Origin of the sequence: Klebsiella sp. K5-45 (genome assembly GCF_030128605.1) — a bacterium.
Taxonomy (GTDB): Bacteria; Pseudomonadota; Gammaproteobacteria; order Enterobacterales; family Enterobacteriaceae; genus Klebsiella; species Klebsiella quasipneumoniae.
In genome coordinates this window covers 58,804-81,204 of the sequence record NZ_JAKUZW010000016.1, presented here as the reverse complement: position 1 = coordinate 81,204, position 22,401 = coordinate 58,804, and the positions used below count along the sequence as shown (strand labels likewise).

The following is a 22,401-nucleotide window of genomic DNA, read 5'->3' as shown; positions in this document are numbered from 1 at the left end:
GCTTTATTGTAGGTGGGCCAGTTGGAGATTTTGAACTTTTGCTTTGCCACGGAACGGTCTGCGTTGTCGGGAAGATGCGTGATCTGATCCTTCAACTCAGCAAAAGTTCGATTTATTCAACAAAGCCGGATGATGTAGTTCTCAAACTTGAAAGCGGTAATCGATTTATGCCTGTGAGTTTAAGCATGGAAGGATCAGAAAAGCCGCAGGCATCGAAACTTAGGAAGGGGCAGAAGATCGTTGTAACGTGCGGCAAGATGCAACTGTTCATCGGTGCGCCATCGGGTAGCAACTGTAAATTTAACTGAGCGGTCTATCTGTCTGCCGGGTTAAATTCCCGGCAACTAATCCCATCCCGCCGCGACGGTTTCTATGATCTTTTTATCACAACACCATACTTTGAAAATACCCCGGTTCTGTCGGACTGCTGCTAGGCTGTCAGCCCAGAGCCTCGATAAAAAGTAGTTTTCTTCACCAAATATCCTTGGGTCGATACACACAGCAATACACTTCATCATTCCACACCTAAGAACATCACGACAGGGAAAACTTGCCACAACAGGGCATTTTACTGTTCGTTTTCTGGCCTATTTAACATAATGGTTCTTATAAGTACTTGACTGAAATAGTCGGGTATTGCTTTTCGGAGCGTTGATGCGAAGCGGGACAATCAGTAGCGACTTTCACCAACAAAAGGGAGCCATTCGGGAGGATTTGAGGATAGTTCTCTTGTTCAATCATTTTGGATGAGTTTGGATGGTCGCCACACAATTTCAGGTTTCCGCCCTTTGAAGCTGCCAGCGCATCAAACGCCATAAAAGCACATTTTTCTATTCGCCAGCAGAAACAGGGCTACTACGGCGACGTTACCACAACGGGCTGAAGGTCTGCCATCACCTGGCGATATTCTCCCGTCCCAGCGGTCACAGATGCGTACCTTTTTCCACACAATTGTGAACTGCACCACCAATCCCTACTACGCTTCACCAGAAGCCCGTAGCGGCGTTATATCGACACAACTGTGACTGACTGACCGATAATCCACGACCACCCACAGCGTTTTGCAGGCGACTCAAATAGTCCAGAAACGACTGGATTTTATTGATTTTGCGAAGAAAATTTATTTTTCAGTTTTGGAAGGGAGACGGTAAACAGGTTTAACACCCGACTGGTTGACAGATTTAACGAAGCCGCGTCAGTGCTGGATGCATTGTGTACATCACGCTATAACAGCTCAGCATCCCACCTCTTGGTCTGTACGAAAAGAAAGCGAATTAGAGTTATTAACTTCAATTAACAGGTAATTAATGGTTATTTATTTTTAATTGGTTATATAAGAGCTAACTCTTAAGATTATCAACCAAATTTTCAAAGAAAAGCAGTATGAGGTTGCCAATCTTCAGCCAGCGCGGAGAATGGTCGGTACTTTCAGATGAAAGTGGGGGAGGGAATGATCAATTCTCGGTGCGGATCAGGTGTCTGGGCCGCCTCAGGTGTTGCCGTTGGTTGTGCCATTGAAGCATGACGCGGACATATCAAACCAAAAGTTTTCATCGGTGCGTTGGTCGCGTGGATGACTTGGAAAATTCTCACCCGGTGATACCTGCACGATTTTCGAGTACCCACCCCCTCGATTTTCGAGCACCTACCTGCACGATTTTCGAGTAGGGGGTAGTCGATTTTCGAGCACAATAATAATAAATAACAATACCCATAAAAGAACTGATAAGAAAAGTACCTCAGGTCGAGAGCACGGAATGACGGTTGGTCATTCTGTTAGTTTTAAGAGTGATGCTTATGCATCATCGCTCCGCTCTGCAATGGCTTGTCAGCCACTTCAGATATGTTTGTGGTAAGAAGCTCACCTTCGCTGACGTGAAACAGCCACGCCATCTCGTGACCTTCTAACCCTCGTTAACACATCGCTACGCTCTGTGACTTGGGTAACCCGACAGTCTACGCCAGAGAGCTACGCTCTCACTCTGTGTGGAAGCTGCGAACTTGTTCGCCATATGTGGATCGGAGCACGGCGTAGAGGACTGCTTTGCATCTGTCCGGTTCACTCCGGCGCGGCGCGGGTTGACTAACTGACTTCCTCAGTGCCTCTTTACGGCCTTTAAATAATGTTGGTAATACGATATCCCACTACAACGATAAGTCCCCGGAGATCGCGTTATAGAGCGACTTAGCTCTATTGACAAAGAGTTATATGATTGGTAGTGTGAAAGTGAGGTATTATAAATCTTACTAAAATAAAGCTTTCTATTTCAAGCGAATATTGATATAATAGATAGGTAGGGTAATGATTTTCCTACGAATCCTCGAATAATTCTGCCGTCATCACGACATCCCTTGTCAATCTCACGGTAATTAAAAACGGGTTACAAAAAGAACCTCCGCGAATAATTCTTTCAACAGAAACGGAGAACCCAACATGAACAAACCTAAGAATAAACGACTTGACCTTACCACTCTGACAGGCGAGCAGATCGCCGATCTCATTCTGAACGGCAAATATACTAAAGCGGCGTTATGGGCGTACATCTCGCGCAATGGTGGCGCGGCTGCTGTACACGCTCGCTTCCCACAGATTGCCGTCTGCCTGCATATTCTGAAGCAGGAGCGCAAAAAGGCGAAGCAAGCACGAGCAGTTAAGGCGGTGCTCAAGCCATTGAGTAATCAGCGTGCTGCCGGAATGGAATTGACCGAAATTCTCCGTCCAATTCTAGAAGGTCATCGCCAGCTTTATCTGAACAAATTCAATCTTGCCCTGACTCATGAGCAGATCATTATGCTGCTTGTGGCTGTCAGCGGTGCAGAAGAACTTGAAGCCTACGGCTATCCACTGGCTGGCGAATTCCCGATAGCAACCGCAGCCTAACAACACTGAACAAAACCTGAGCCGGTTCGCCTTCTGGTCGACCACTGGCGGGAGGTCTTTTGTACCTAAAACGAGGAGGACAGTTGAATGAATATCAAATTCCAACAGCACGTTTATCAGGCTCTACTGGCTGAGGCCAAAAGGCAGGACAAGCCCCTGGCACGGCTCTGTAATGAAATCTTGGAGACTGCCGCGAACATTTTCGACAACACACCAGACATCAAACCAGCATTAGCCAGCAAGGCGACACTTTACGGAGAACAGAATGAGCAAACAGAACCGGGACAGTAAGGATTTTGTAAAACTTGAATACAGCGTTCTCGACCTTACCGAGTACAACGGCCTGACCATTAATGGCAACATGAAAATTTTGTTATCTCTGGTTTACAGCTATGACAAAACAGGCAGAACTTATTACGAATCTGTTGGCACGATTGGTAAACGTTGCGGCTGCAAGCCCGAAGCCGTTCGTAATTTCAGGAACAAGCTTCGTGAAGCGGGAATGATCACTTTTGAGGAAGAACAGGGGAGAACACACAAAATTTCTCCGGTCGAACTCGATCCATCGTTGATGGTTTTTCTTGATGATCATAACTCCACGCAGGTGAGTAATAGAAAAGTGGAAACCGAGGAGAGCGGTAAGAATGAGCAAAAACCTGTTGTGGAATCTTTCGTGGTGGAATCTGCCGCGCCTGTTGCTGGAAAACCAGACGGCGTGCCTGTTGTGGGTGCTCCTGTCGATGATGCTCTACCCATTGATGATAATGCACCCCTGAGTGGGCCAGACGGGAAAAATGTTGTTGAGTTCTCCCGTAGTGGTAGACCCAAGCTCAGTTTTAAATTTGTCTCACCAGATGATGACGACCAAGAGGAAACCTATCAGGGATATGGAGGGGATATTGAGCAAGAGACTTATTCTGAACCAACCCAAGCCGATTTTGATGCTGCCTTAGAAAACCTTTAAAGGAGGAAAATTGTGTGAGCAAGCAACTGGCGATAGCCAGACTACTAACAGCCTGAAGGCTGACCCAGAAGAACTCCCCGATCTAACTCGGCTTTTCAAAAATCGCGCCAGAGATAGCGACGTTATCAAAAAATGCAAACGCCTCCTGATAGCCGGAATGCCTCCGGGCAAGGTGGCTCTGGTCTGTAGGCTCCCGCTGGAAAAGGTCCAGGAACTGTACGATAACAGCTACAACCCCCGCTGCTGTCGTTTTGCGAACCGAAACTCCTTTCAAGATGCAAAACTAGCCCTAACGATGTTTCATCAAGGTGAATCACTCGCTGATATCTGTGATGCGCTAGGAGGACTACATCTATATACCGTGGTGATGTCCCTCCGTCAGAATGGCGTTGCTGAATCTGCTATTGAACAGCGGTTACCCCCTGAGGGAGACCCCAGGCTAACTGAGTACAAACTCGTCTGCAAAAGAAAGTCTGCCAGCAGGTATAAAGCGATCCAGATTAATCCTGTCCAACGAGTCAACGTGGCGCAGGCACCTGTTACCGCCTGACAGCACAGTTTTGAACCTATTCGAAATTTTACCCTACCTGCCGTTATCGGTAGCTGTTTTCCTATGGCTCCGTAACGGTCTGAACCTTTACAGGAAATATAACAAAAAATGAAAACTACTTTAGAAAACGTTCACGCCAGCCTCCTGGAGGCGATGAAAGCAGCAGCCGACCCCGTAGAATTAAACAAAAGTGCTGAAGACGTGCTAGCTGACGCTGTCCAGGAATACCTGTCAGCACCGAATGCCGCTACTAGTGAACCAACTCCGGGACGTGGCAGACCTGGGATCGCACTGACTCATAAGCTCCAGGGGTATTCTGCAAATATGCGTCCGGTGTCACTTCTAATGAAGTCAGGCATTAGCATGCAAATTAATAAAGCCGCTCTTGATAATGCCACTCCTGAAATCATCGCCGCGCTCAAGCATCTGGGCTATGACTTTACTCATGAAGGGAATTGATAAAAAGCCAATGATAACAACGGTAAACAGAAAATATAATTCTCGAATTGGTTGATTAATCACAACGGCGGCGAACCTGGCGCATATATATCAAGTAATCCGTAAAGTCAATATGTTTCATTGTTTTTTCTTGTGAAATTTGACGGTTTATGGTAAAATTATATACAGTGATTATTAGATTCGAAAGAGTCGCGTACTACTGCCAATTGTTACGTGTCACCTTTCGGCGGGATGGTTTTCAGATGCTTTGCACGAGCCCGCCGCTTATTCGTTCAGCCGGACAACAAACCCCGACTGAAACAAAAAATAATACTGCCGTGGTATCACCTCGACGGGATTAGCCAAAGCCCTGCCTCCTCGCAGGCCATCTCGCAATGATGTTAACTGGCATCGAGCGCACGGCGAACAGATTTCAGAGGTCTCCTCGTCGTGCCGCTCCCTTATTCCTAATCTCTCCATCAGAAGAAATTCATCTCTCCGATGATCTACCAACCGGGGCAGGCGTTTTCCTGCCTCCGGCTCTTTTTCTGCATGGAACACGAAGCGAAAAAGGTCGCTGATAGCGGCTTTCTTTTCACCCCTCAATGGCAAATTTGCCAGAGAAATAATAACGCCATCATTGGCGATGACCTGAATGGAGATTTCAAGATTATGAAACTGGATGATTATCCAAAAACCTATAATAACGTGGTGAAAAATTCGGCAACTGCCAATTTTGATCGTAAATGTCAAACATTCGCGACACTCGCGCAAGCTGTGGAACCGGGTTCTGTGGTGACCTCTGACGGGGCGCTGTATACCTCCGGTGATGATGCGATTCTTTGCCTGTCCTACGCTGACGCAGGTTCTAATGTTCCGGTTATCGTGGCTGACCGCCTGGTTTACGTGTACCCGGAAGCAATTCGCGCCGTAATGGGTTCGGCGACAAACGCAGCGTTAGCAGCATTGACCGCTAACGGAAACATTCGCCTGACCTCTGACGATGTTGTCATCGCAGAATAACAAACAAGAAAAGGACTTCAAAAATGACTATTAAATCATTCGATTATGTTAATTACAGCAAGGTCTTCCGTACTCAGGTTCCACAGAGCAATTTACTGCTGACTCACCTTAATGTATTTGCAGACCGCCAGATCGCAGATTCCCACAAAGTTAGTATGGATCGTATCCAAGAGGCATCTATTGGTGTGGATGCGCCGTTGATGCGTTTCAGTTCAGAGTGGGGGACTATCGAGAAGCCGACCGCTGGATCGTATTTATACGAATTGCCCTGGTCTGGTGTGACTGACCGTGTGACTTCGGCAGATCTCAAAGGTTACCGTAAACCTGGCAGCACTATGGAGCAGTCTCTTGATGAGATTGAGGCCAATAAGTTTCTTCAGATGCGTGCTAAGTTTGAACGCTCCCGCGAATATGCTTATTGGCAGGCACTGATCTTCAACAAGGTTAATGGATTCGGCACCCAGCAGAGCGAGATCGATTGGTCGTTAGAGTTCTCCCTGAACCAGCGTCAGGCAGATTTGCACCAGGACGTAAATGATGATCCGATGCGCGACATTGACGATCAAGTCAGTGCCACAAAAGCACTGATGGGTGGTCTGACTCAATACCTGCGTGGCTGGGTTCTGCTGTGTGGATCTGATGCCTACCGTGCTGTGCGATATCATCCACAAATCCGCGAACTCTTGGTCTATTCAAACGGTCTGGTTGGTTCTGATGTGCTGTTCCCGTCTGATGTTCTGCCGGGCTTCAGTTCCTTTATGTTGGGTTCTGTACACCTGATCGAGTGCTCAGATTCTGCCTTCACTGGTGTGAAAAGTGACCAAGCATTTTTAGTTCCTGTATTTGGCAATGCTCCGGTTGAGCAGAGTTTGCCTATGGGACGCTTCATTGGCCCATGTGCTCGCCATCTTGAAATCTCCGCTTCTGGTGATGTTGAAGATTGGTATGCTTTCCGCAGCTATGATGAACTTCGAAATCGGAATTTATATAGTGAATACAGCTTGTTAGCCTATAATTTTAGACCTGATTTGATCACCAGAATGACTCTGGTTCCGGTCGAGTAAAACACACAGCGGCAATTATGGGAGCGCATTGCTCCCGCTGCCAGGCGAGGCAAAGGAAAGGAGATTTACATATGCACATGAAACTATTCAATTCGAAAGGTCTGCCTCTTCTGGCAATGAGCCTTGATAACCGATCTGATAATTGGCTGAACCTGTCAGCCATTGCGAGATATTTCGACGTTCCACGCAGCACTTTTTTGCAGCGGGTGAATGATTACGGTTGGGAATCAGCACTTGCTCATTATGAGCAGCATCGAAAGGCTAAACTGAAACATTGAGGCCGGATTAATCCCGGCTTTCAAAACCCAAAACCCGATTGAGTTGTTTCATCTTGAAGAGCATTACTTATTGATGCACTTTTGATCGTTTCTAGGAAACTCTCTTTAGATGCAATGGCATCATCAAGAATGCCTTGTTTGTACAATGAAACATATAATGCCGCAGAATATGCTTGGCAATTTATCGAGCGCTCAGGGTTGAACTCTATGTCGGTAAATGCTGAATATTCAATTAGTTGCTCTGCTAGCTCGGTACGTTTTTTCAATGCACTTATGTACAGCCAATCATAAAATGCAGTACGTGGTTCCAGTTCCCATTCTTTACCAAAAAATTTGAATCCGGTCAGTCTGCCAGAGGTCAATAAACGCTTGTCCTTTTTGGCTTCGCGAGGGGTCATGTCAAACATGTCGGTATATGGCCCCCCTCGTTGGAAGACTTTGCTACCTTGAAACGCACATTCAATAGTTAACGTGCGCTGCTGTTTTAGAGTTGTAAAAGAAAGGTTGAAAGCACTCAACGCAATACCGAGACTGTCACGCGACTTGCTGGAAATCTCAAGAATCTTGTCAACATTTGGCAGATTTTTTTTGACTGCTTCATGAAGAGAGTCTATAGACTTCTGTTTCTGTGAAACTGACATGCCCGGAAACCAAGTGAAGTCTATCAACTCTGTTTTAACAAACAGATATTTTTCATTAACAGGGATGTAAACAGGTCTTTGTGCCATAAATTAGCCTTTAACGGCGGTTGAAGTAACCACTATTGATGCCTTGCAGGTGTGATTGCTTACCCTCGAGGAAGCCTTCGTAACGGGTTTTAACATCCTGTTTGTTAAACACTGCACCAATGATGTATCGGGGTTCAATAGTATCAAATACTAACACTTCTGCCTGCACATCTGTAGTGTGGTTGGGTCTCAAGCCTTGAGCTTGTCGTGTGCTAAAACCGTCAATCTCCTCGAACATACCTTCCAGTGCTGCTGGTGTTTGTAAAATTTCCAGTGGTTGTCCACTTATTTCTCTCGTTGCTGCATTCCGTCGGCAAAAAGCACAATTTTTATCGCTCATTACAGATGGCTGAATCCCGAGAACAACCCAGTCAGCATCCCTATCAGCATTACGACATTTATAGAACATCATGGAATTTGGGAACGTTATCGACAGGCAAGATGCATTAGGGTGACCGTCCCATCTGAATGCGTCATTACTCAGTATAGGCATACGGTTATGCCGCGCTGTGGCAACTGGGATGATACCGTTAGCCATTATGCTTTCTAAATTTTCAACACGGGTGAAATGAATTAGACATTTGATGTCACGTTGAGTCACTATTTGCTGAATCGAGTTAGGCATTTACATTCTCAACTTATTAATTTTATTATAATTTATATGTTGAGATTTAGAATAAAAAGTTGAAATTTCACTCCACCTGAAATTAAGAGTATTCTCATTTCAAAAATGGATTTTTTGGTTTTTTATTGGCAATAAATTTCTGATGCTTTGTGAAAATTCCGGATAACTTACCGGGTGGTTTCCCCACCCGATATCATTTTATCATCATCCATTTGATGAAATTATAATCCACCAACTCCACATACTCCGATAGTTCCTTCATCCCACCGCCTGGCTATAAGTTCCAGTACAGTATCAATCGATTGCGACAACGAAAAACTAAAGCCAAATGAGGCTGGGCAACTAGGCATTTTTTTGTGTCTGTCGTTCGCTATTGGGCCACTTCTTGGGACGCAATGCGGAGCACTTTCCATTCATAGGAAGGGGTTGTGTCTTTGGCTGTCCGCTGGCATGATCCTGATTAGGGATTAACGGGACGTTAATCGCAAGCTTTTGATTTTCATTTAAATGACTCGGGGTGCCCTTCTTCGTTGAAGGCTGAGAAATACCCGTACCACCTGATCTGGATAATGCCAGCGTAGGGAAGTCAGAGACCGCAGGGTCATTGCTTCTACCTCGTCTGGCGGGAGCAAACCATGCCTGAGCTGCTGAATCCCGCGCCTGTCGCGCACCTGCGCCATCTGCTGCGCGCCCATTCCCCCCTTGTGCACTGCATGACCAATGACGTGGTGCAGACCTTTACCGCCAATGTTCTGCTGGCTGTCGGCGCCTCGCCGGCGATGGTGATCGATCCCCGCGAAGCGGCGCAGTTCGCCGCCATCGCCGATGCGCTGTTAATCAACGTCGGCACCCTGACCGCAGACCGCGCCGTGGCCATGCGCGCCGCAGTGGAGCAGGCCCGCCAGGCCGGCAAGCCCTGGACGCTGGATCCGGTGGCGGTCGGCGCCCTGACCGTGCGCACGGCCTTTTGTCACGAGCTGTTGGCCCTGCAGCCGGCGGCCATTCGCGGCAATGCCTCTGAAATTCTGGCGCTGGCCGGGATGAGCGGTGGCGGGCGCGGGGTGGATACCACCGATACGGCCGCCGCAGCGCTGCCGGCGGCCCAGGCGCTGGCTCGTCAGCTGAGTACCGTAGTGGCGGTCACCGGCGAGGTGGACTACGTCACCGACGGCGAGCGGGTGCTCAGCGTGGCGGGCGGCAGTGCGCTGATGACCCGGGTGGTGGGCACCGGCTGCGCGCTGTCGGCGGTGGTGGCGGCGAGCGCGGCGCTGCCGGGCGACCGGCTGGAAAACGTGGCCGCCGCCTGCGGGCTAATGAAGCAGGCCGGGGAAATCGCCGCCCGTCAGGGAGGCCCAGGCAGCTTTATTCCGGCGTTTCTCGACGCGCTGTATCAGGAGGTGCAGGGATGAAACGCATCAACGCCCTGACCATCGCCGGCACCGATCCCAGCGGCGGGGCCGGTATCCAGGCCGATCTGAAAACCTTCTCCGCGCTGGGAGCCTATGGCTGCTCGGCGATCACCGCCCTGGTGGCGCAGAATACCCGCGGCGTGCAGTCGGTCTATCGTATTGAACCGGACTTTGTGGCGGCGCAGCTCGATTCGGTATTCAGCGATGTGCGCATCGATACCACCAAAATCGGCATGCTGGCGGAGACCGATATTGTGGAAGCCGTGGCCGAGCGGCTGGCGCGCTACCGGGTGGCCAATGTGGTGCTGGATACCGTCATGCTGGCGAAAAGCGGCGATCCGCTGCTGTCGGCCTCGGCGGTGGAGACCCTGCGTCAACGATTGTTGCCGCAGGTGTCGCTGATCACTCCAAACCTGCCGGAAGCGGCCGCTCTGCTTGACGCCCCCCATGCGCGCAACGAGCGCGAAATGCTGGAGCAGGGGCGGGCGTTGCTGGCGCTGGGCTGCGGCGCAGTATTAATGAAAGGCGGCCATCTCGACGATGCCGAAAGCCCGGACTGGCTCTTCACCCGCGAAGGGGAACAGCGATTTACCGCGCCGCGAGTGCAGACCAAAAACACCCACGGCACCGGCTGCACGCTCTCCGCCGCGCTGGCGGCGCTTCGCCCGCGTCACGCTGACTGGGCGGCCACCGTTACCGAGGCCAAGGCCTGGCTGTCGGCGGCCCTGGCCCAGGCCGACTCCCTGGAGGTGGGCCACGGCATCGGACCGGTACACCATTTCCACGCCTGGTGGTAAATGGCAGCGTAACGGGACAGCAGAATCTCCTGAAAAAATGCCCTCCCGGCTGGAAAATAGGCTAAGTCGGTACCAGGCTTAACCTGCCCAAAATAATTGGGTTGGGATAATGCATGCCGGCTCCGGCCGGCCTTACGGGAGATTGCTATGACTGATATTACGCAGTTGCTGGGCAAAGATGCCGAGAGCCTTTTGCAGCACCGTTGTATAACCATTCCGGCCGACCAGCTGTATCTGCCTGGCGCAGATTATGTTGATCGGGTTATGGTGGATAACAACCGGCCACCGGCGGTGCTACGCAATATGCAAACCCTGTACAACACCGGACGTCTGGGGGGGACCGGCTACCTTTCCATTCTGCCGGTCGACCAGGGCGTGGAGCACTCGGCGGGGGCCTCCTTCGCCGCCAACCCGCTGTACTTCGATCCGAAAAATATCGTCGAGCTGGCGATCGAAGCCGGCTGTAACTGCGTGGCGTCGACCTACGGCGTGCTGGCCTCGGTGTCGCGCCGTTACGCGCATCGCATTCCTTTCCTGGTGAAGCTCAACCATAACGAAACGCTGAGCTACCCCACCGAGTACGACCAGACCCTCTACGCCAGCGTTGAGCAGGCGTTTAATATGGGGGCGGTGGCCGTGGGCGCGACGATCTATTTCGGCTCGGAACAATCGCGTCGTCAGATAGAAGAGATCTCCGCTGCCTTTGAGCGGGCGCATGAGCTGGGCCTGGTCACCGTGCTGTGGGCCTATCTGCGCAATTCGGCTTTCAAGAAAGACGGTGTCGACTATCATGTGTCCGCTGACCTGACCGGTCAGGCCAACCACCTGGCGGCCACCATCGGCGCCGATATCGTTAAGCAGAAAATGGCGGAGAATAACGGCGGCTACAAAGCGGTTAACTTCGGCTATACCGACGACCGGGTGTACAGCAAACTGACCAGCGATAACCCTATCGATCTGGTGCGCTACCAGCTGGCCAACTGCTATATGGGCCGCGCCGGGCTGATTAACTCCGGCGGCGCGGCGGGCGGGGAGACCGACCTTGCCGACGCGGTGCGCACGGCGGTGATCAATAAACGCGCCGGCGGCATGGGGCTGATCCTTGGCCGTAAAGCGTTTAAGAAATCGATGGCCGACGGCGTGAAGCTGATCAATGCCGTGCAGGATGTCTACCTCGACGGCAAAGTCACCATCGCCTAAGGCGAAAATCCGGGCGTTACCGCCCGGATTGCTCGTTGTTCCTACCTGATGTCGGGTTTATTAAGACTCCGCCGCGTTGGCGGTAAACGGTTTTGCACTCTGAGCACTGGCAAAGCCAGGCTGTTCAACGCGGATTAACGGGCACAGGAAGAAGGCCAGAATATATAAGGCGGTATAGGCAATCACCACCCCGATGGTGCTGAAATAGGGCAGCAGCACCACGGCGATCGCCGGCGCCAGAAAGTTCGACAGCCCGGCTGACAGGTTATAGACCGAAATCGCCGCGCCTTTATGGTTCGGCTCCAGCGCCGGGAACACCGCCGCCATCGGCACGAATGCGGCGACGAAAATACCCAGGGCAATAGCCGGCACCAGCGCCATCGCAAAGCTGTGGCCAAAGTGCTGAGGGATGTAGTAAAACGCCAGGCTGGAGAACGCCATCCCGATGCAGCCGAACCAGCGAATCACCTTCATCCAGCCCATTTTCTCCGCCACGATCCCCCAGAAAACGTTCGAAAAGATAGTGGTGAAGAAGAAGGCCGCCCACACCTGGAGCCACTCCGAGGTGGTAAAGCCCAGCTCATCAACGAACATCATCGGCATAATCACCGCAAAACCAAACAGCGACAGGGTGTTAATAATGCGCACAATGCTCGAGAACAGGATGCTGCGGTTGGTATAGAGCAGCGTCGCGGCGCGCCCCAGTTCGGCGAGTTTTTCGCGAGTGGTCAGGTTCTGCATATGGCGCGGCGTTTCGGTATGACGCATCGACACCAGCGCAATGATGCCGCCGGTGGCGCAAAAGACCAGCGCCAGCCACAGGGTGCCCATTTCGCCAATGTGGGGAATGGTGAAACTCGGAATATAGCTGCCGAACACGCCGATGCCCACGGAGTAGACCGCCCAGAACCAGCCCAGCGCAGAGCTGGAACTGTCGCTGCGAACGTTGTGGATAATGGCGACGATAAATGAGTAGAGGAACAGCGGGTAGGCCAGGCCGCGGATGCCATAAAACAGCAGGATCAGCGCATAGTTGGCGCGACCGAGGCCGAAGACGAGGAACAGTACATGGAATACGCACCACAGCACGAAGCCGATCATCATGGCCTTGCGTGGGGTGATGATCTCCGCCACCACGCCGGAGACCCACGCCGACAGGGCGGCGGCCAGACCGTATAGCGTAAAGGCAAAGGAAGCCTGCGCCGGGGTGAATCCGAGTGCTTTGATGTAGTGCGACAGAAAAGCCAGCTCAAAGCCGTCGCCGGTCATAAACACGGCGATGGCGACATATCCCCAGATGAGGTTGAGCGGTAGACCGTACCACTGTTTGTTATTAACGGACATGTTGACCTCGATTTCAGAGTGCAGATGAGTGTCTCCGCTGCACAGCAGCGGAGCATTATTGTTATTAAAAAAGAGGGTTGTTATTCGCGAATCAGCCTGCCGGCCTGTTGTAGCGCCTTATAGGCCTCATACCTGCGCTGATGTAGCGAGCTAAACGCAGTCTCGCTGTGATAGGTGGCATCCACCTGAGTAAATTGCTTCATGGCCTCCGGCAGCGAAGCCGTGATTCCGCCCGCGACGGCGCCGAGGATGGCGGAGCCTAACAGCACCGGCTCGCTGCAGGCGGTGCTCACGACGCTAACGCCGCAGGCGTCGGCCAGCAGCTGCCGCACCAGCGGATGCTGTCCGGCCCCGCCGCTGATGACGATATTTTCACTCTCAATTCCGCAGGCGCGCTGGGCGTCGAGGATCTGTCGCAGGCCATAGCCAATCCCGCATAACCCGGCAACGTACAGCGCGGTCAGGTTATCCAGGTCCCGCTCCATCCCCAGCCCGGCAATCAGCGCTTTCGCGTGGGGGTCGGCAAGCGGCGCGCGGTTACCGAGAAACTCGGGCACCACGTGTAGACCGGCGGCCAGCTTGACCGCCTCAGAAGGCGAGGCAGCCTGCGCCAGTACGCGATCTGCCAGCCAGACCGGCAGAGGGACGCCCGCGGCTTGCGCCTGCTCGCAAGCCGCCGCCGCCGCCGGATGGAAGCTCAGAAGCTGGTCGATTGCTGCGCCGGCGGCGCTTTGTCCGCCTTCAATCAGCCAGTAGCCCGGGACCATCGCCGAATAGTAGGGGCCCCAGACGCCGGGGACGAACACCGCTTCCTCAGTGGTGGTCATGGTGCAGGAAGAAGTGCCGAAGACGTAGGCCATATTGTTGACCGCGCCGTTAAGCACCCCAACGGTGCCGATGCCGCCCGCGTGGGCGTCAATCATCCCCACCGCCACCGGCGTGCCGATCGGCAGGCCCATCTCTTCTGCCGCCGTGGCGCAAAGACCGTCGCCGCAAGGGGTTCCAGGGGCGACAATCCGCTGGCCGATGCGGACAAAATCTTCATCCGCCAGCTCGTCGAGGCCAATCTGGCGGAAGTAGCCGGCATCCCAGCGTTGTTCATGCGCCAGGTAGGTCCATTTACAGGTCACAGTGCAGACCGAGCGGGCGTCATCGCCGGTTGAGCGCCAGGTAAGGTAATCGGCGAGGTCGAAGAAGTGGCGCGCCTGCTGATAGATGTGCGGGCGATTCTCCTTCAGCCACAGAATTTTCGGCGTTTCCATCTCCGGCGAGATTTTGCCGCCAACGTAATGCAGTACCGGGTGGCCCGTCGCGTTGATCTTTTCCGCCTGCGCGGTGGCGCGATGATCCATCCAGACAATAATATTGCGGTCCGGATCGTCCGAAGGCCCGACCGCCAGCGGCGCGTCGTTATCGCCAATCACCACCAGCGAGCAGGTGGCATCGAAGCCGAGCCCGGCGATCGACGACGGCGGGACGCCGGCGCTGGCCACCGCGGTTTTAATGCAGTAGCACACCGCCAGCCAGATTTCACGGCTCGACTGCTCAACCCTATTCCCGGCGCTGCGAAACAGGGTAATTTCCCGGGTCGCGTGGGCGAGAAGCTCGCCCCGCAGATTGAAGACTCCGGCGCGCACGCTGCCCGAACCGACATCCACACCAATCATGTTTTGCGTATCGTTTTGCATCACATCCTCTCACAGGCTGGTTACGGGTCAGAGATCCACGCTGTTCGGCAGGATCACAATGTCGCGTACGGTGACGTTTTTCGAACGCGTCACCATAAACAGCACTGACTCCGCCACTTCAATCGGCTGCATCAGACTGCCGTTGGCCAGCGCTTCATCCATTTTGGCTTTTGGCCAGTCGTCCAGCAGCGCGGTCACCACCGGGCCCGGCAGTACGGCGCCGACGCGCACGCCATACTGCGCCACCTGACGACGAGTGGTGTGGACAAACGCCTGCACAGCGAATTTCGACGCGGTATAGACAGGCTCCCAGATCACCGGCACCACGCCCGCGATGGAGCTGGTGAAAATAATATCCCCGGATTGTTGCGCGATCAGATGCGGCAGGACGCTGCGCACGCAGCGGAAGGCGGCGTTGATGTTGAGGTGCAGCACGCGATCCCAGACGTCCGGGTCGCCCTCGGCCACCGGCCCGCCGATATAGGCGCCGGCGTTGGCGTGGAAGATATCGAGACGCCCGGTAAGCTGCAAAATGCCCTGCAGAAGATTATCGACCTGCTCCGCCTGCATCAGATCCACCTGCAGAGCGAAGGCGTTTTCGCCAAGTTCAGCGACCAGTTTGTTGAGCTTTTCGCCTTCGCGGTCGATTAGCACTACTTTTGCGCCAGCCCCCAGCAGGGTCTTCGCGCACTCGAGGCCGATACCGGACGCCGCGCCAGTGATCGCGGCGACTTTACCGCTGAGGGAAGTATTCATAGAGGAGACAGAGTGGTTCATTTTATAATCCTTTGCCGTGTCTGGTTAAAACTATCGAACCCGAGGGCATCGCGTTCGAGGTTATGGACAAAAACCTGGTAACATATTGAATATCAGCATCATTATTCAGGCTTGCTGGCATGTTAAGGCAGTATGCGCGCGTACTTCCTGGCGTGAAATGGATGCTCAATCGATGAAGCTATGTTGCGCTCGCTTCATCGATTGAGCAAGTGGGGAAATTAACAGCGACATGATTTTGTGACGCAAGTTGGAAAAATGAAGAAGATAACGATTTACGACCTGGCGGAGCTTTCCGGCGTTTCGGCGAGCGCGGTGAGCGCTATCCTCAACGGTAACTGGAAAAAACGCCGCATCAGCGCAAAGCTTGCCGAAAAGGTGACCCGGATTGCTGAGGAGCAGGGCTATGCGATTAACCGCCAGGCCAGCATGCTGCGCAGTAAAAAATCACACGTCATTGGCATGATTATCCCCAAATACGATAACCGCTACTTCGGTTCCGTCGCCGAACGCTTTGAGGAGATGGCCCGCGAGCGTGGCCTGCTGCCGATTATCACCTGTACGCGCCGAAGCCCGGAGCTGGAGCTCGAAGCGGTAAAAGCGATGCTCTCCTGGCAGGTTGACTGGGTGATCGCGACCGGGGCGACCAATCCGGATAAAATTTCCGCGCTCTGCCAGCAGGCGGGCGTGCCTACGGTCAATCTCGACCTGCCGGGGTCTCTCTCTCCGTCGGTGATTTCGGATAACTACGGCGGTGCGAAAGCGCTGACCCACAAGATCCTCGCTAACAGCGCCCGCCGTCGGGGATCGCTGGCGCCGCTGACCTTCATCGGCGGGCGCAGCAGCGACCATAACACCAGCGAGCGTTTACGCGGTTTCCACGATGCGCATCACGAGCAGGGGCTGAGCGTGCCGCAGGCGAATATTCTGGCTCCCGGCTATTCGAAAGGTCACGTCGAGGACTGCCTGCAGGAGCGGTTTGGCAGCGCGAAGACGCTATTGCAGGGGATATTTGTTAACTCGACGATATCCCTTGAAGGGGTTGTGCGCTGGCTGTCGCAGGTGGGGCTGACCGGCAGCGAGCAGCCGCCGATGGGCTGCTTCGACTGGGATCCGTTTGTCTATCTGCTGGGGCACGATATCGACATGGTGCAGCAGGACGTGCCGGCGATGCTGGACGCTGTTTTTTCGATTATTGACGCCGGCGAAGCCAGCCAGCAGCGGATTGAAATTCCGCCGCGACTGATGAGCAGCAGTTGAGTCGCTGTCTGCTGTTTGCCGTTAGCGCGTCAGCAGCCAGCGAGCGGTATGTTCATCGGTCACCAGGCCGTTGATCCAGCCGCCTTTAAGGGCGGCCAGGATCGCCGGTCGTTTGTATTCTCCACAGGCCGCGGCAATCCGCGGGCAGTGGTTCTGGCGGATATCATAGCTGGTGATCATGCGGTTGATCTCGCTGTCGACCACCTCGCCTTCTGCATCAATAAACCGCCCGAGGATCTCCCCGATGCCGCCGCGGGCGGTCAGCTCATCCATCTGCGCCTGATTGATAAATCCGTCTTTAAAGATCGGGCTTTGCGTGCCCAGCGGACCAATACCGACAAAAATCACGTCCGCCTCCCGGGCGACGCCAGAGACGCTGCGGAATAAGCGATTGGTGCACCACATCTCATACTCATCCGCGGTCTGGGCGTAGCGCGGCGCCGGCCACTGATAGTACTTGGCTTTTATTTTGCTCGTCAGCAGCAGGGGCACGTCATCGTAATAGTTGCACTGCCCGTCGGCGTCCATGGCGCTGATCAGCGCCACGCAGCGGGTATTCAGGCTGTCGAAATCGATGCGCTGCAGCGCTTTTTTCAGGGTCAGGCCCGAGCCCAGACCGATGATTTTCTCTTTATCATCCTGCAGGTAGCGAGCCATCAGCTGATAGCAGCCAAACGATACGCTATCGAGGGTGCTTTCTTCGCTAAAGGCGGGGACCACATTGCACTCAAGAAGCTGATACTTTTCCTGCAACAACTGCGCATAATCGAGGCAGTTCGCCACTGGATGGTGCAGATTAATCGACACAATCCCTTCTTCTTTCGCGGCGGCGATCAGCCGTTGCACCACCGGTCTGGAGGTGCCCAGCTGGCTGGCAATCTCGCTCTGATTCTGGCCGGCGATGTAGTACATCCATGCGGCACGCACCTTCTGATCCAACCGGATATCGTCTTCTTTACTCATGGTCTCCCGCCCTAAGTTGCTGGCCTGGGCACGCAATTGGCCCGGCGAATACCCGCATTCTCGCCGTGGTTGGCATAACTGGCAAGCTTTTGCTCTTGAATGGTCATTTGTAATTTAATTGAGTAATTGTTCTTTTGTGATCTGTGGCTCTTATTTTGGTCAAATGATCAATTACAGTGGCGCCATCAACTCAAGGAGAGCAGAACATGAACAATCAATTCACATGGCTTCACATTGGTCTGGGTTCTTTTCATCGCGCGCATCAGGCGTGGTATCTGCATCGTCTGATCGCTTCCGGGGATAAGCGCTGGCGCATCGCGGCGGGCAATATCCGCAACGACGCCGAGCAGGTGGTGCAGGCGCTGGCGGCGCAGGGAGGACGTTACGTGCTGGAGACCGTCAGCCCGGAAGGGGAGCGCGAATATGAAGAAATCACCTCTATTCAGAAACTGCTGCCGTGGCAGGCAGGGCTGCAGCCGCTGATTAACGAAGGGGCCAATCCGCAAACAAAAGTTATCGCCTTTACCGTGACGGAAGGGGGGTACTACCTGAACACCCGCCATCAGCTGGAAACCAGCAACCCCGATCTGCAGGCCGACCTGAAAGGCGAATGCAAAACCATTTACGGCACCCTCGCACGAATTCTGGAAAAGCGCATGGCGGACAACGCCGGGCCGCTGACCCTGCTCAACTGCGACAACGTGCGGCATAACGGTGAGCGCTTCCACGACGGGATGGTGGAGTTCCTGCAGCTTACCGGCAAACAGGCGGTGATTGACTGGATGGCCGCGAATACCACCTGTCCGAATACCATGGTGGACCGCATCACCCCGCGTCCGGCGGCCGATCTGCCGACCCGTATCAAAGCGCAAACCGGCATTGACGATAAGGCGCCGGTAATGGGCGAGACTTTTATCCAGTGGGTGGTGGAGAACAACTTCCGCGATGCCCGCCCAAATCTGGAAGCGGTCGGCGTGGAGATGGTCGAGTCTGTTATCCCCTATGAAGAGGCGAAAATCCGCATCCTGAACGCGTCCCACAGCTGCATTGCCTGGGCGGGGACCTTAATCGGCCAGCAGTATATTCACGAAAGCACGCTCACCGATGCTATCTACGCCATTGCCGACCGCTACGTCACGGAGGATGTCATTCCTTGCCTCGGCGATAACGGCATTGATCTGCCGACCTACCGCGATGTGGTGCTCAAGCGCTTTACCAACCCGCATATCCAGGACACCAACCAGCGCGTTGCCGCCGATGGTTTCTCAAAGATTCCGGCGATGATCGCGCCAACCTTGCAGGAGTGCTATCAGCGCGGCGTCCGTCCGGAAGCGACCGCCATGCTGCCAGCGCTGTTCTTCGTCTTTATGGAGCAGTGGCATAAGGGAACCCTGCCGTATCAGTACCAGGACGGCATCCTGGATGAGCAGGCGGTGCATGAGATGTATGAGGCTCAGGATCCGGTGGCTGTCTTCGCCCGTGATAAAGCCCTGTTTGGCGACCTGGCCGACAACGCGGATTTCCTGGCGCTAATGCGCGAGAAAGTCGCCGCTGTTTACACGCTGATTAAATAAGAGGTGGCTATGTATCTGGGTATCGATCTTGGCACATCGGAAGTCAAAGCGCTGATCATTGATGAGAACAATCAGGTTATCGCCAGCCATAGCGCGCCGCTGAGCATTCAGCGGCCTCATCCGCACTGGTCAGAACAATCGCCGGAGTTATGGTGGGAGGCGACGGAGTACCTGATGGCCACCCTACGGGAAAAATGCGCTCAGCACTGGTCGGCCGTCAAGGCGATTGGCCTCTCCGGACAGATGCACGGCGCGGTGCTGCTGGATGAAAAGGGGGAGACGATCCGTCCGGCCATTCTGTGGAACGACACCCGCTGCGCCGCAGAGTGCGCAGAGCTGGAGGAGATGGCGCCGGAGCTGCATCAGGTGGCGGGCAACCTGGCGATGCCGGGCTTTACCGCGCCGAAGCTGCTGTGGGTGCGTCGTCACGAGCCGCAAAACTTTCAGCGCACCGCCACGGTGCTGCTGCCGAAAGATTATCTGCGCTACCGGATGACCGGGAAGAAAGTCTCCGATATGTCGGACGCCGCCGGAACGCTGTGGCTGGACGTGGCGAAGCGCGACTGGTCCGACTCGCTGCTGGATAAATGCGGCCTGTCGCGCAGCCAGATGCCGATGCTGGTGGAAGGCTGTGAGGTTTCCGCCACCCTTGACCCGCAGGTGGCTGCACGCTGGGGGCTGAACGCCTCGGTGGTGGTGGCCGGGGGCGGCGGCGATAACGCAGTCAGCGCCATTGGCGTCGGCGCGGTCTCGCCGGGGGACGCGTTTATTTCGCTCGGTACCTCCGGGGTGCTGTTTGTGGTGACCGACGCCTATCGTCCGGCGCCGCAGTCGGCGGTCCATGCATTTTGTCACGTTCTGCCGAACCTGTGGCATCAGATGAGCGTGATGCTTAGCGCCGCCAGCTGTTTGCAGTGGTTCTGCCGCCTCACCGGTACCACGGAAGTGGCGCTGCTGGCGGAGATTGCCGAGCTAAGCGAGGAGGATAAAGCCAACGCGCCGTTCTTCCTGCCTTATCTCTCCGGGGAAAGAACCCCGCATAACGATCCTGACGCCCGCGGCATCTTCTGGGGCATGACCCACTCCAGCCTGCGTGCCCAGCTCGGCTACGCGGTGCTGGAAGGGGTGAGCTTTGGCATCAATGACGGTCTGCAGGCATTGAAAGAGAGCGGGACACCGATCGCGCAGTGCTCGCTGGTGGGCGGGGGCGCCCGCAGTCCGTTCTGGGCCCAGCTGCTGGCCGATATTCTCGCTATGCCGGTGGTGACCCACAAAGGCGGAGAGACCGGCGGCGCACTGGGCGCGGCGCGGCTGGCCTGCCTGGCGACGGGCAAACCCATTGACGCGGTGTGTGAAAAACCGGAAGTCTGGCAGACCTGGCGTGCGGATCCTGTTCGCCACCACACCCTGATGCAACGCTACGCGCAGTTTAAGGCCCTGTATTTAAACGATCTGCACTATCGGCAGCACTGATTTTACCACCACAGCCGCTTCGTTGAACGTCGCGGAGCGGCCACCCTGTACCCTGAAAACGAGGTCATTATGTCTATCAATAATAAACAGTGGCTCGGTTTACCCCTGAACCTGCTCTGGGGATACATCGCCATTGCCGTATTTATGACCGGCGACGGTTTCGAATTAGCTTTTCTCTCGCACTATATCAAAGCGCTCGGCTTCTCTCCGGCGGAGGCCTCCTTTGCCTTTACCCTCTACGGCCTGGCCGCCGCGCTGTCGGCGTGGATTTCCGGCGTGGTGGCGGAAATTATCACCCCGCTGAAAACGATGATGATTGGCTTCGTACTGTGGTGCGTGTTCCACGTGCTGTTCCTCGTTTTCGGCCTCGGTCACGCCAACTATGCGCTGATCCTGCTTTTCTACGGCATCCGCGGCTTCGCCTATCCGCTGTTCCTCTACTCGTTTATCGTGGCGATTGTCCATAACGTCAAAAGCGACAACGCCAGCTCGGCCATCGGTTGGTTCTGGGCGGTCTATTCCATCGGCATCGGGGTCTTCGGCAGCTATATTCCGAGTTTCACCATTCCGCATATTGGCGAAATGGGCACCCTGTGGCTGGCGCTGGCCTTCTGCCTTACCGGGGGGGTGATTGCTCTGGCTTCCCTGCGCCATATTCAAACGCCGCAGCATATGCAGAATCTCACCACCCGTGAGAAGTTTGCCGAGCTGGGACGCGCCGCGACGCTGCTCTATACCAACCGCAATATTCTGCTGTCGAGCATGGTCAGGATCATCAATACCCTCTCGCTGTTCGGGTTTGCGGTGATTATGCCGATGATGTTCGTTGATGAGCTGGGCTTTACCACTTCAGAATGGCTTCAGGTGTGGGCGGTCTTCTTCTTCACCACCATTTTCTCTAACGTGCTGTGGGGCATTTTGGGTGAAAAACTGGGCTGGATGAAGGTGGTGCGCTGGTTCGGCTGCATCGGGATGGCGCTTTCCAGCCTGGCGTTTTACTACATCCCTCAGCACTTTGGCCACAGCTTTGCGATGGCGCTGATCCCGGCCATCGCCCTGGGGATCTTTGTCGCCGCCTTTGTGCCGCTGGCCGCCGTGTTCCCTGCGCTGGAGCCGAAGCACAAAGGCGCGGCGATTTCGGTGTATAACCTGTCGGCGGGGATGTCTAACTTTCTCGCTCCGGCGATTGCCGTGGTGCTGCTGCCGTTCTTCAGCACCATTGGGGTAGTCATCGCCTATACCGCATTGTACGTGGTGGCCTTTTTCCTCTGTGCGTTTATCCGCGTGGAGCAGCCGGGATTTTCCCACAAGGAAGCGACTGCCCGTGAGCAGGTTGAATTCTCTTAAGGTGATGTGGCTGGCATGGGC

General features: G+C 54.4%; 22 protein-coding genes and 1 riboswitch. Of the genes, 15 read left to right on the top strand and 7 right to left on the bottom strand.

The genetic code is table 11. The features are described from left to right. The coding region (locus MKS11_RS24530) for a hypothetical protein (protein WP_225368923.1) at positions 1-95 on the bottom strand (95 nt) is incomplete at its 3' end. A gap of 2,339 nt (positions 96-2,434) precedes the next feature. Here MKS11_RS24530 and MKS11_RS24525 point away from each other — a divergent pair. The 8 genes from MKS11_RS24525 to MKS11_RS24490 all read left to right on the top strand — a co-directional run bounded on the left by MKS11_RS24525 (position 2,435) and on the right by MKS11_RS24490 (position 7,198). After that, positions 2,435-2,881: a hypothetical protein gene (locus MKS11_RS24525; RefSeq protein ID WP_255147844.1), complete on the top strand. Its 447-nt coding sequence runs from the start codon at positions 2,435-2,437 to the stop codon at positions 2,879-2,881. Between the two features lie 87 nt (positions 2,882-2,968). Next, positions 2,969-3,172, top strand: a complete 204-nt coding sequence (locus MKS11_RS24520; protein WP_001021945.1) for a hypothetical protein — start codon at positions 2,969-2,971, stop codon at positions 3,170-3,172. Then, the gene (locus MKS11_RS24515; protein WP_255147846.1) at positions 3,147-3,845 is read left to right on the top strand and encodes a helix-turn-helix domain-containing protein; all 699 of its coding nucleotides are present in this window, start codon (positions 3,147-3,149) and stop codon (positions 3,843-3,845) included. Before MKS11_RS24520 ends, MKS11_RS24515 begins: the two co-directional genes overlap by 26 nt. 10 nt (positions 3,846-3,855) lie before the next feature. Then, positions 3,856-4,395, top strand: coding sequence for a hypothetical protein (locus tag MKS11_RS24510; RefSeq protein ID WP_284109737.1), 540 nt, complete (start codon positions 3,856-3,858; stop codon positions 4,393-4,395). Positions 4,396-4,503: 108 nt separating this feature from the next. Next, complete coding sequence (locus MKS11_RS24505; protein ID WP_208398601.1) at positions 4,504-4,854, top strand: hypothetical protein; 351 nt, start codon at positions 4,504-4,506, stop codon at positions 4,852-4,854. Between the two features lie 480 nt (positions 4,855-5,334). Continuing rightward, on the top strand, positions 5,335-5,856 hold the full coding sequence (locus MKS11_RS24500) for a hypothetical protein (protein ID WP_255147851.1): 522 nt from the start codon (positions 5,335-5,337) through the stop codon (positions 5,854-5,856). 23 nt (positions 5,857-5,879) lie between these two features. Continuing rightward, entirely contained in the window at positions 5,880-6,920 is a 1,041-nt protein-coding gene (locus MKS11_RS24495; RefSeq protein ID WP_208398602.1) for a major capsid protein, read from the top strand. A 71-nt stretch (positions 6,921-6,991) separates the two neighbouring features. Next, the gene (locus MKS11_RS24490; protein WP_208398603.1) at positions 6,992-7,198 is read left to right on the top strand and encodes a hypothetical protein; all 207 of its coding nucleotides are present in this window, start codon (positions 6,992-6,994) and stop codon (positions 7,196-7,198) included. A gap of 20 nt (positions 7,199-7,218) precedes the next feature. On the opposite strand, the gene MKS11_RS24485 is transcribed toward MKS11_RS24490, so the two are convergent. Together MKS11_RS24485 and MKS11_RS24480 are read right to left on the bottom strand one after the other, a co-directional pair. Next, on the bottom strand, positions 7,219-7,926 hold the full coding sequence (locus MKS11_RS24485; protein ID WP_208398604.1) for a DUF6977 family protein: 708 nt from the start codon (positions 7,924-7,926) through the stop codon (positions 7,219-7,221). A 10-nt stretch (positions 7,927-7,936) separates the two neighbouring features. Further along, positions 7,937-8,551: a DarT ssDNA thymidine ADP-ribosyltransferase family protein gene (locus MKS11_RS24480; protein ID WP_103086178.1), complete on the bottom strand. Its 615-nt coding sequence runs from the start codon at positions 8,549-8,551 to the stop codon at positions 7,937-7,939. Between the two features lie 503 nt (positions 8,552-9,054). After that, a riboswitch (TPP riboswitch) is annotated at positions 9,055-9,152 on the top strand. Between the two features lie 34 nt (positions 9,153-9,186). Here MKS11_RS24480 and thiM point away from each other — a divergent pair. From thiM to fbaB, 3 genes are all read left to right on the top strand, one after another. After that, entirely contained in the window at positions 9,187-9,960 is a 774-nt protein-coding gene (gene thiM / locus MKS11_RS24475) for a hydroxyethylthiazole kinase (RefSeq protein WP_004201581.1), read from the top strand. Then, a complete protein-coding gene (gene thiD / locus MKS11_RS24470) occupies positions 9,957-10,757 on the top strand; it encodes a bifunctional hydroxymethylpyrimidine kinase/phosphomethylpyrimidine kinase (protein WP_009307429.1) in 801 nt (266 codons plus the stop codon). The genes thiM and thiD overlap by 4 nt, the downstream gene beginning before the upstream one ends. Before the next feature lie 147 nt (positions 10,758-10,904). Then, on the top strand, positions 10,905-11,957 hold the full coding sequence (gene fbaB / locus MKS11_RS24465; protein WP_004201578.1) for a class I fructose-bisphosphate aldolase: 1,053 nt from the start codon (positions 10,905-10,907) through the stop codon (positions 11,955-11,957). Between the two features lie 60 nt (positions 11,958-12,017). Here fbaB and MKS11_RS24460 read toward each other — a convergent pair whose 3' ends face one another. The 3 genes from MKS11_RS24460 to MKS11_RS24450 all read right to left on the bottom strand — a co-directional run bounded on the left by MKS11_RS24460 (position 12,018) and on the right by MKS11_RS24450 (position 15,766). Continuing rightward, positions 12,018-13,301 carry an RbtT/DalT/CsbX family MFS transporter gene (locus MKS11_RS24460; RefSeq protein WP_032456388.1) on the bottom strand — a complete coding sequence of 428 codons (1,284 nt, stop codon included), beginning with the start codon at positions 13,299-13,301 and terminating at the stop codon, positions 12,018-12,020. 80 nt (positions 13,302-13,381) lie between these two features. Next, complete coding sequence (locus tag MKS11_RS24455) at positions 13,382-14,989, bottom strand: FGGY-family carbohydrate kinase (protein WP_211773133.1); 1,608 nt, start codon at positions 14,987-14,989, stop codon at positions 13,382-13,384. A gap of 27 nt (positions 14,990-15,016) precedes the next feature. Further along, the gene (locus MKS11_RS24450) at positions 15,017-15,766 is read right to left on the bottom strand and encodes an SDR family oxidoreductase (protein WP_049116329.1); all 750 of its coding nucleotides are present in this window, start codon (positions 15,764-15,766) and stop codon (positions 15,017-15,019) included. Between the two features lie 255 nt (positions 15,767-16,021). On the opposite strand from MKS11_RS24450, the gene MKS11_RS24445 reads away from it, so the two are divergent. Beyond that, positions 16,022-17,023, top strand: coding sequence for a substrate-binding domain-containing protein (locus MKS11_RS24445; protein ID WP_023318719.1), 1,002 nt, complete (start codon positions 16,022-16,024; stop codon positions 17,021-17,023). Positions 17,024-17,044: 21 nt separating this feature from the next. On the opposite strand, the gene MKS11_RS24440 is transcribed toward MKS11_RS24445, so the two are convergent. Continuing rightward, positions 17,045-17,986, bottom strand: a complete 942-nt coding sequence (locus tag MKS11_RS24440) for a sugar-binding transcriptional regulator (protein ID WP_017899351.1) — start codon at positions 17,984-17,986, stop codon at positions 17,045-17,047. Between the two features lie 206 nt (positions 17,987-18,192). Here MKS11_RS24440 and dalD point away from each other — a divergent pair, with 206 nt between their 5' ends. The 3 genes from dalD to dalT all read left to right on the top strand — a co-directional run bounded on the left by dalD (position 18,193) and on the right by dalT (position 22,380). Further along, positions 18,193-19,560: a D-arabinitol 4-dehydrogenase gene (dalD, locus tag MKS11_RS24435; RefSeq protein WP_048295195.1), complete on the top strand. Its 1,368-nt coding sequence runs from the start codon at positions 18,193-18,195 to the stop codon at positions 19,558-19,560. A 9-nt stretch (positions 19,561-19,569) separates the two neighbouring features. Continuing rightward, positions 19,570-21,033: a xylulokinase gene (gene xylB / locus MKS11_RS24430; protein WP_064187894.1), complete on the top strand. Its 1,464-nt coding sequence runs from the start codon at positions 19,570-19,572 to the stop codon at positions 21,031-21,033. 69 nt (positions 21,034-21,102) lie between these two features. Further along, positions 21,103-22,380: a D-arabinitol transporter gene (gene dalT, locus MKS11_RS24425; RefSeq protein WP_032418653.1), complete on the top strand. Its 1,278-nt coding sequence runs from the start codon at positions 21,103-21,105 to the stop codon at positions 22,378-22,380. Positions 22,381-22,401: the final 21 nt, after the last annotated feature.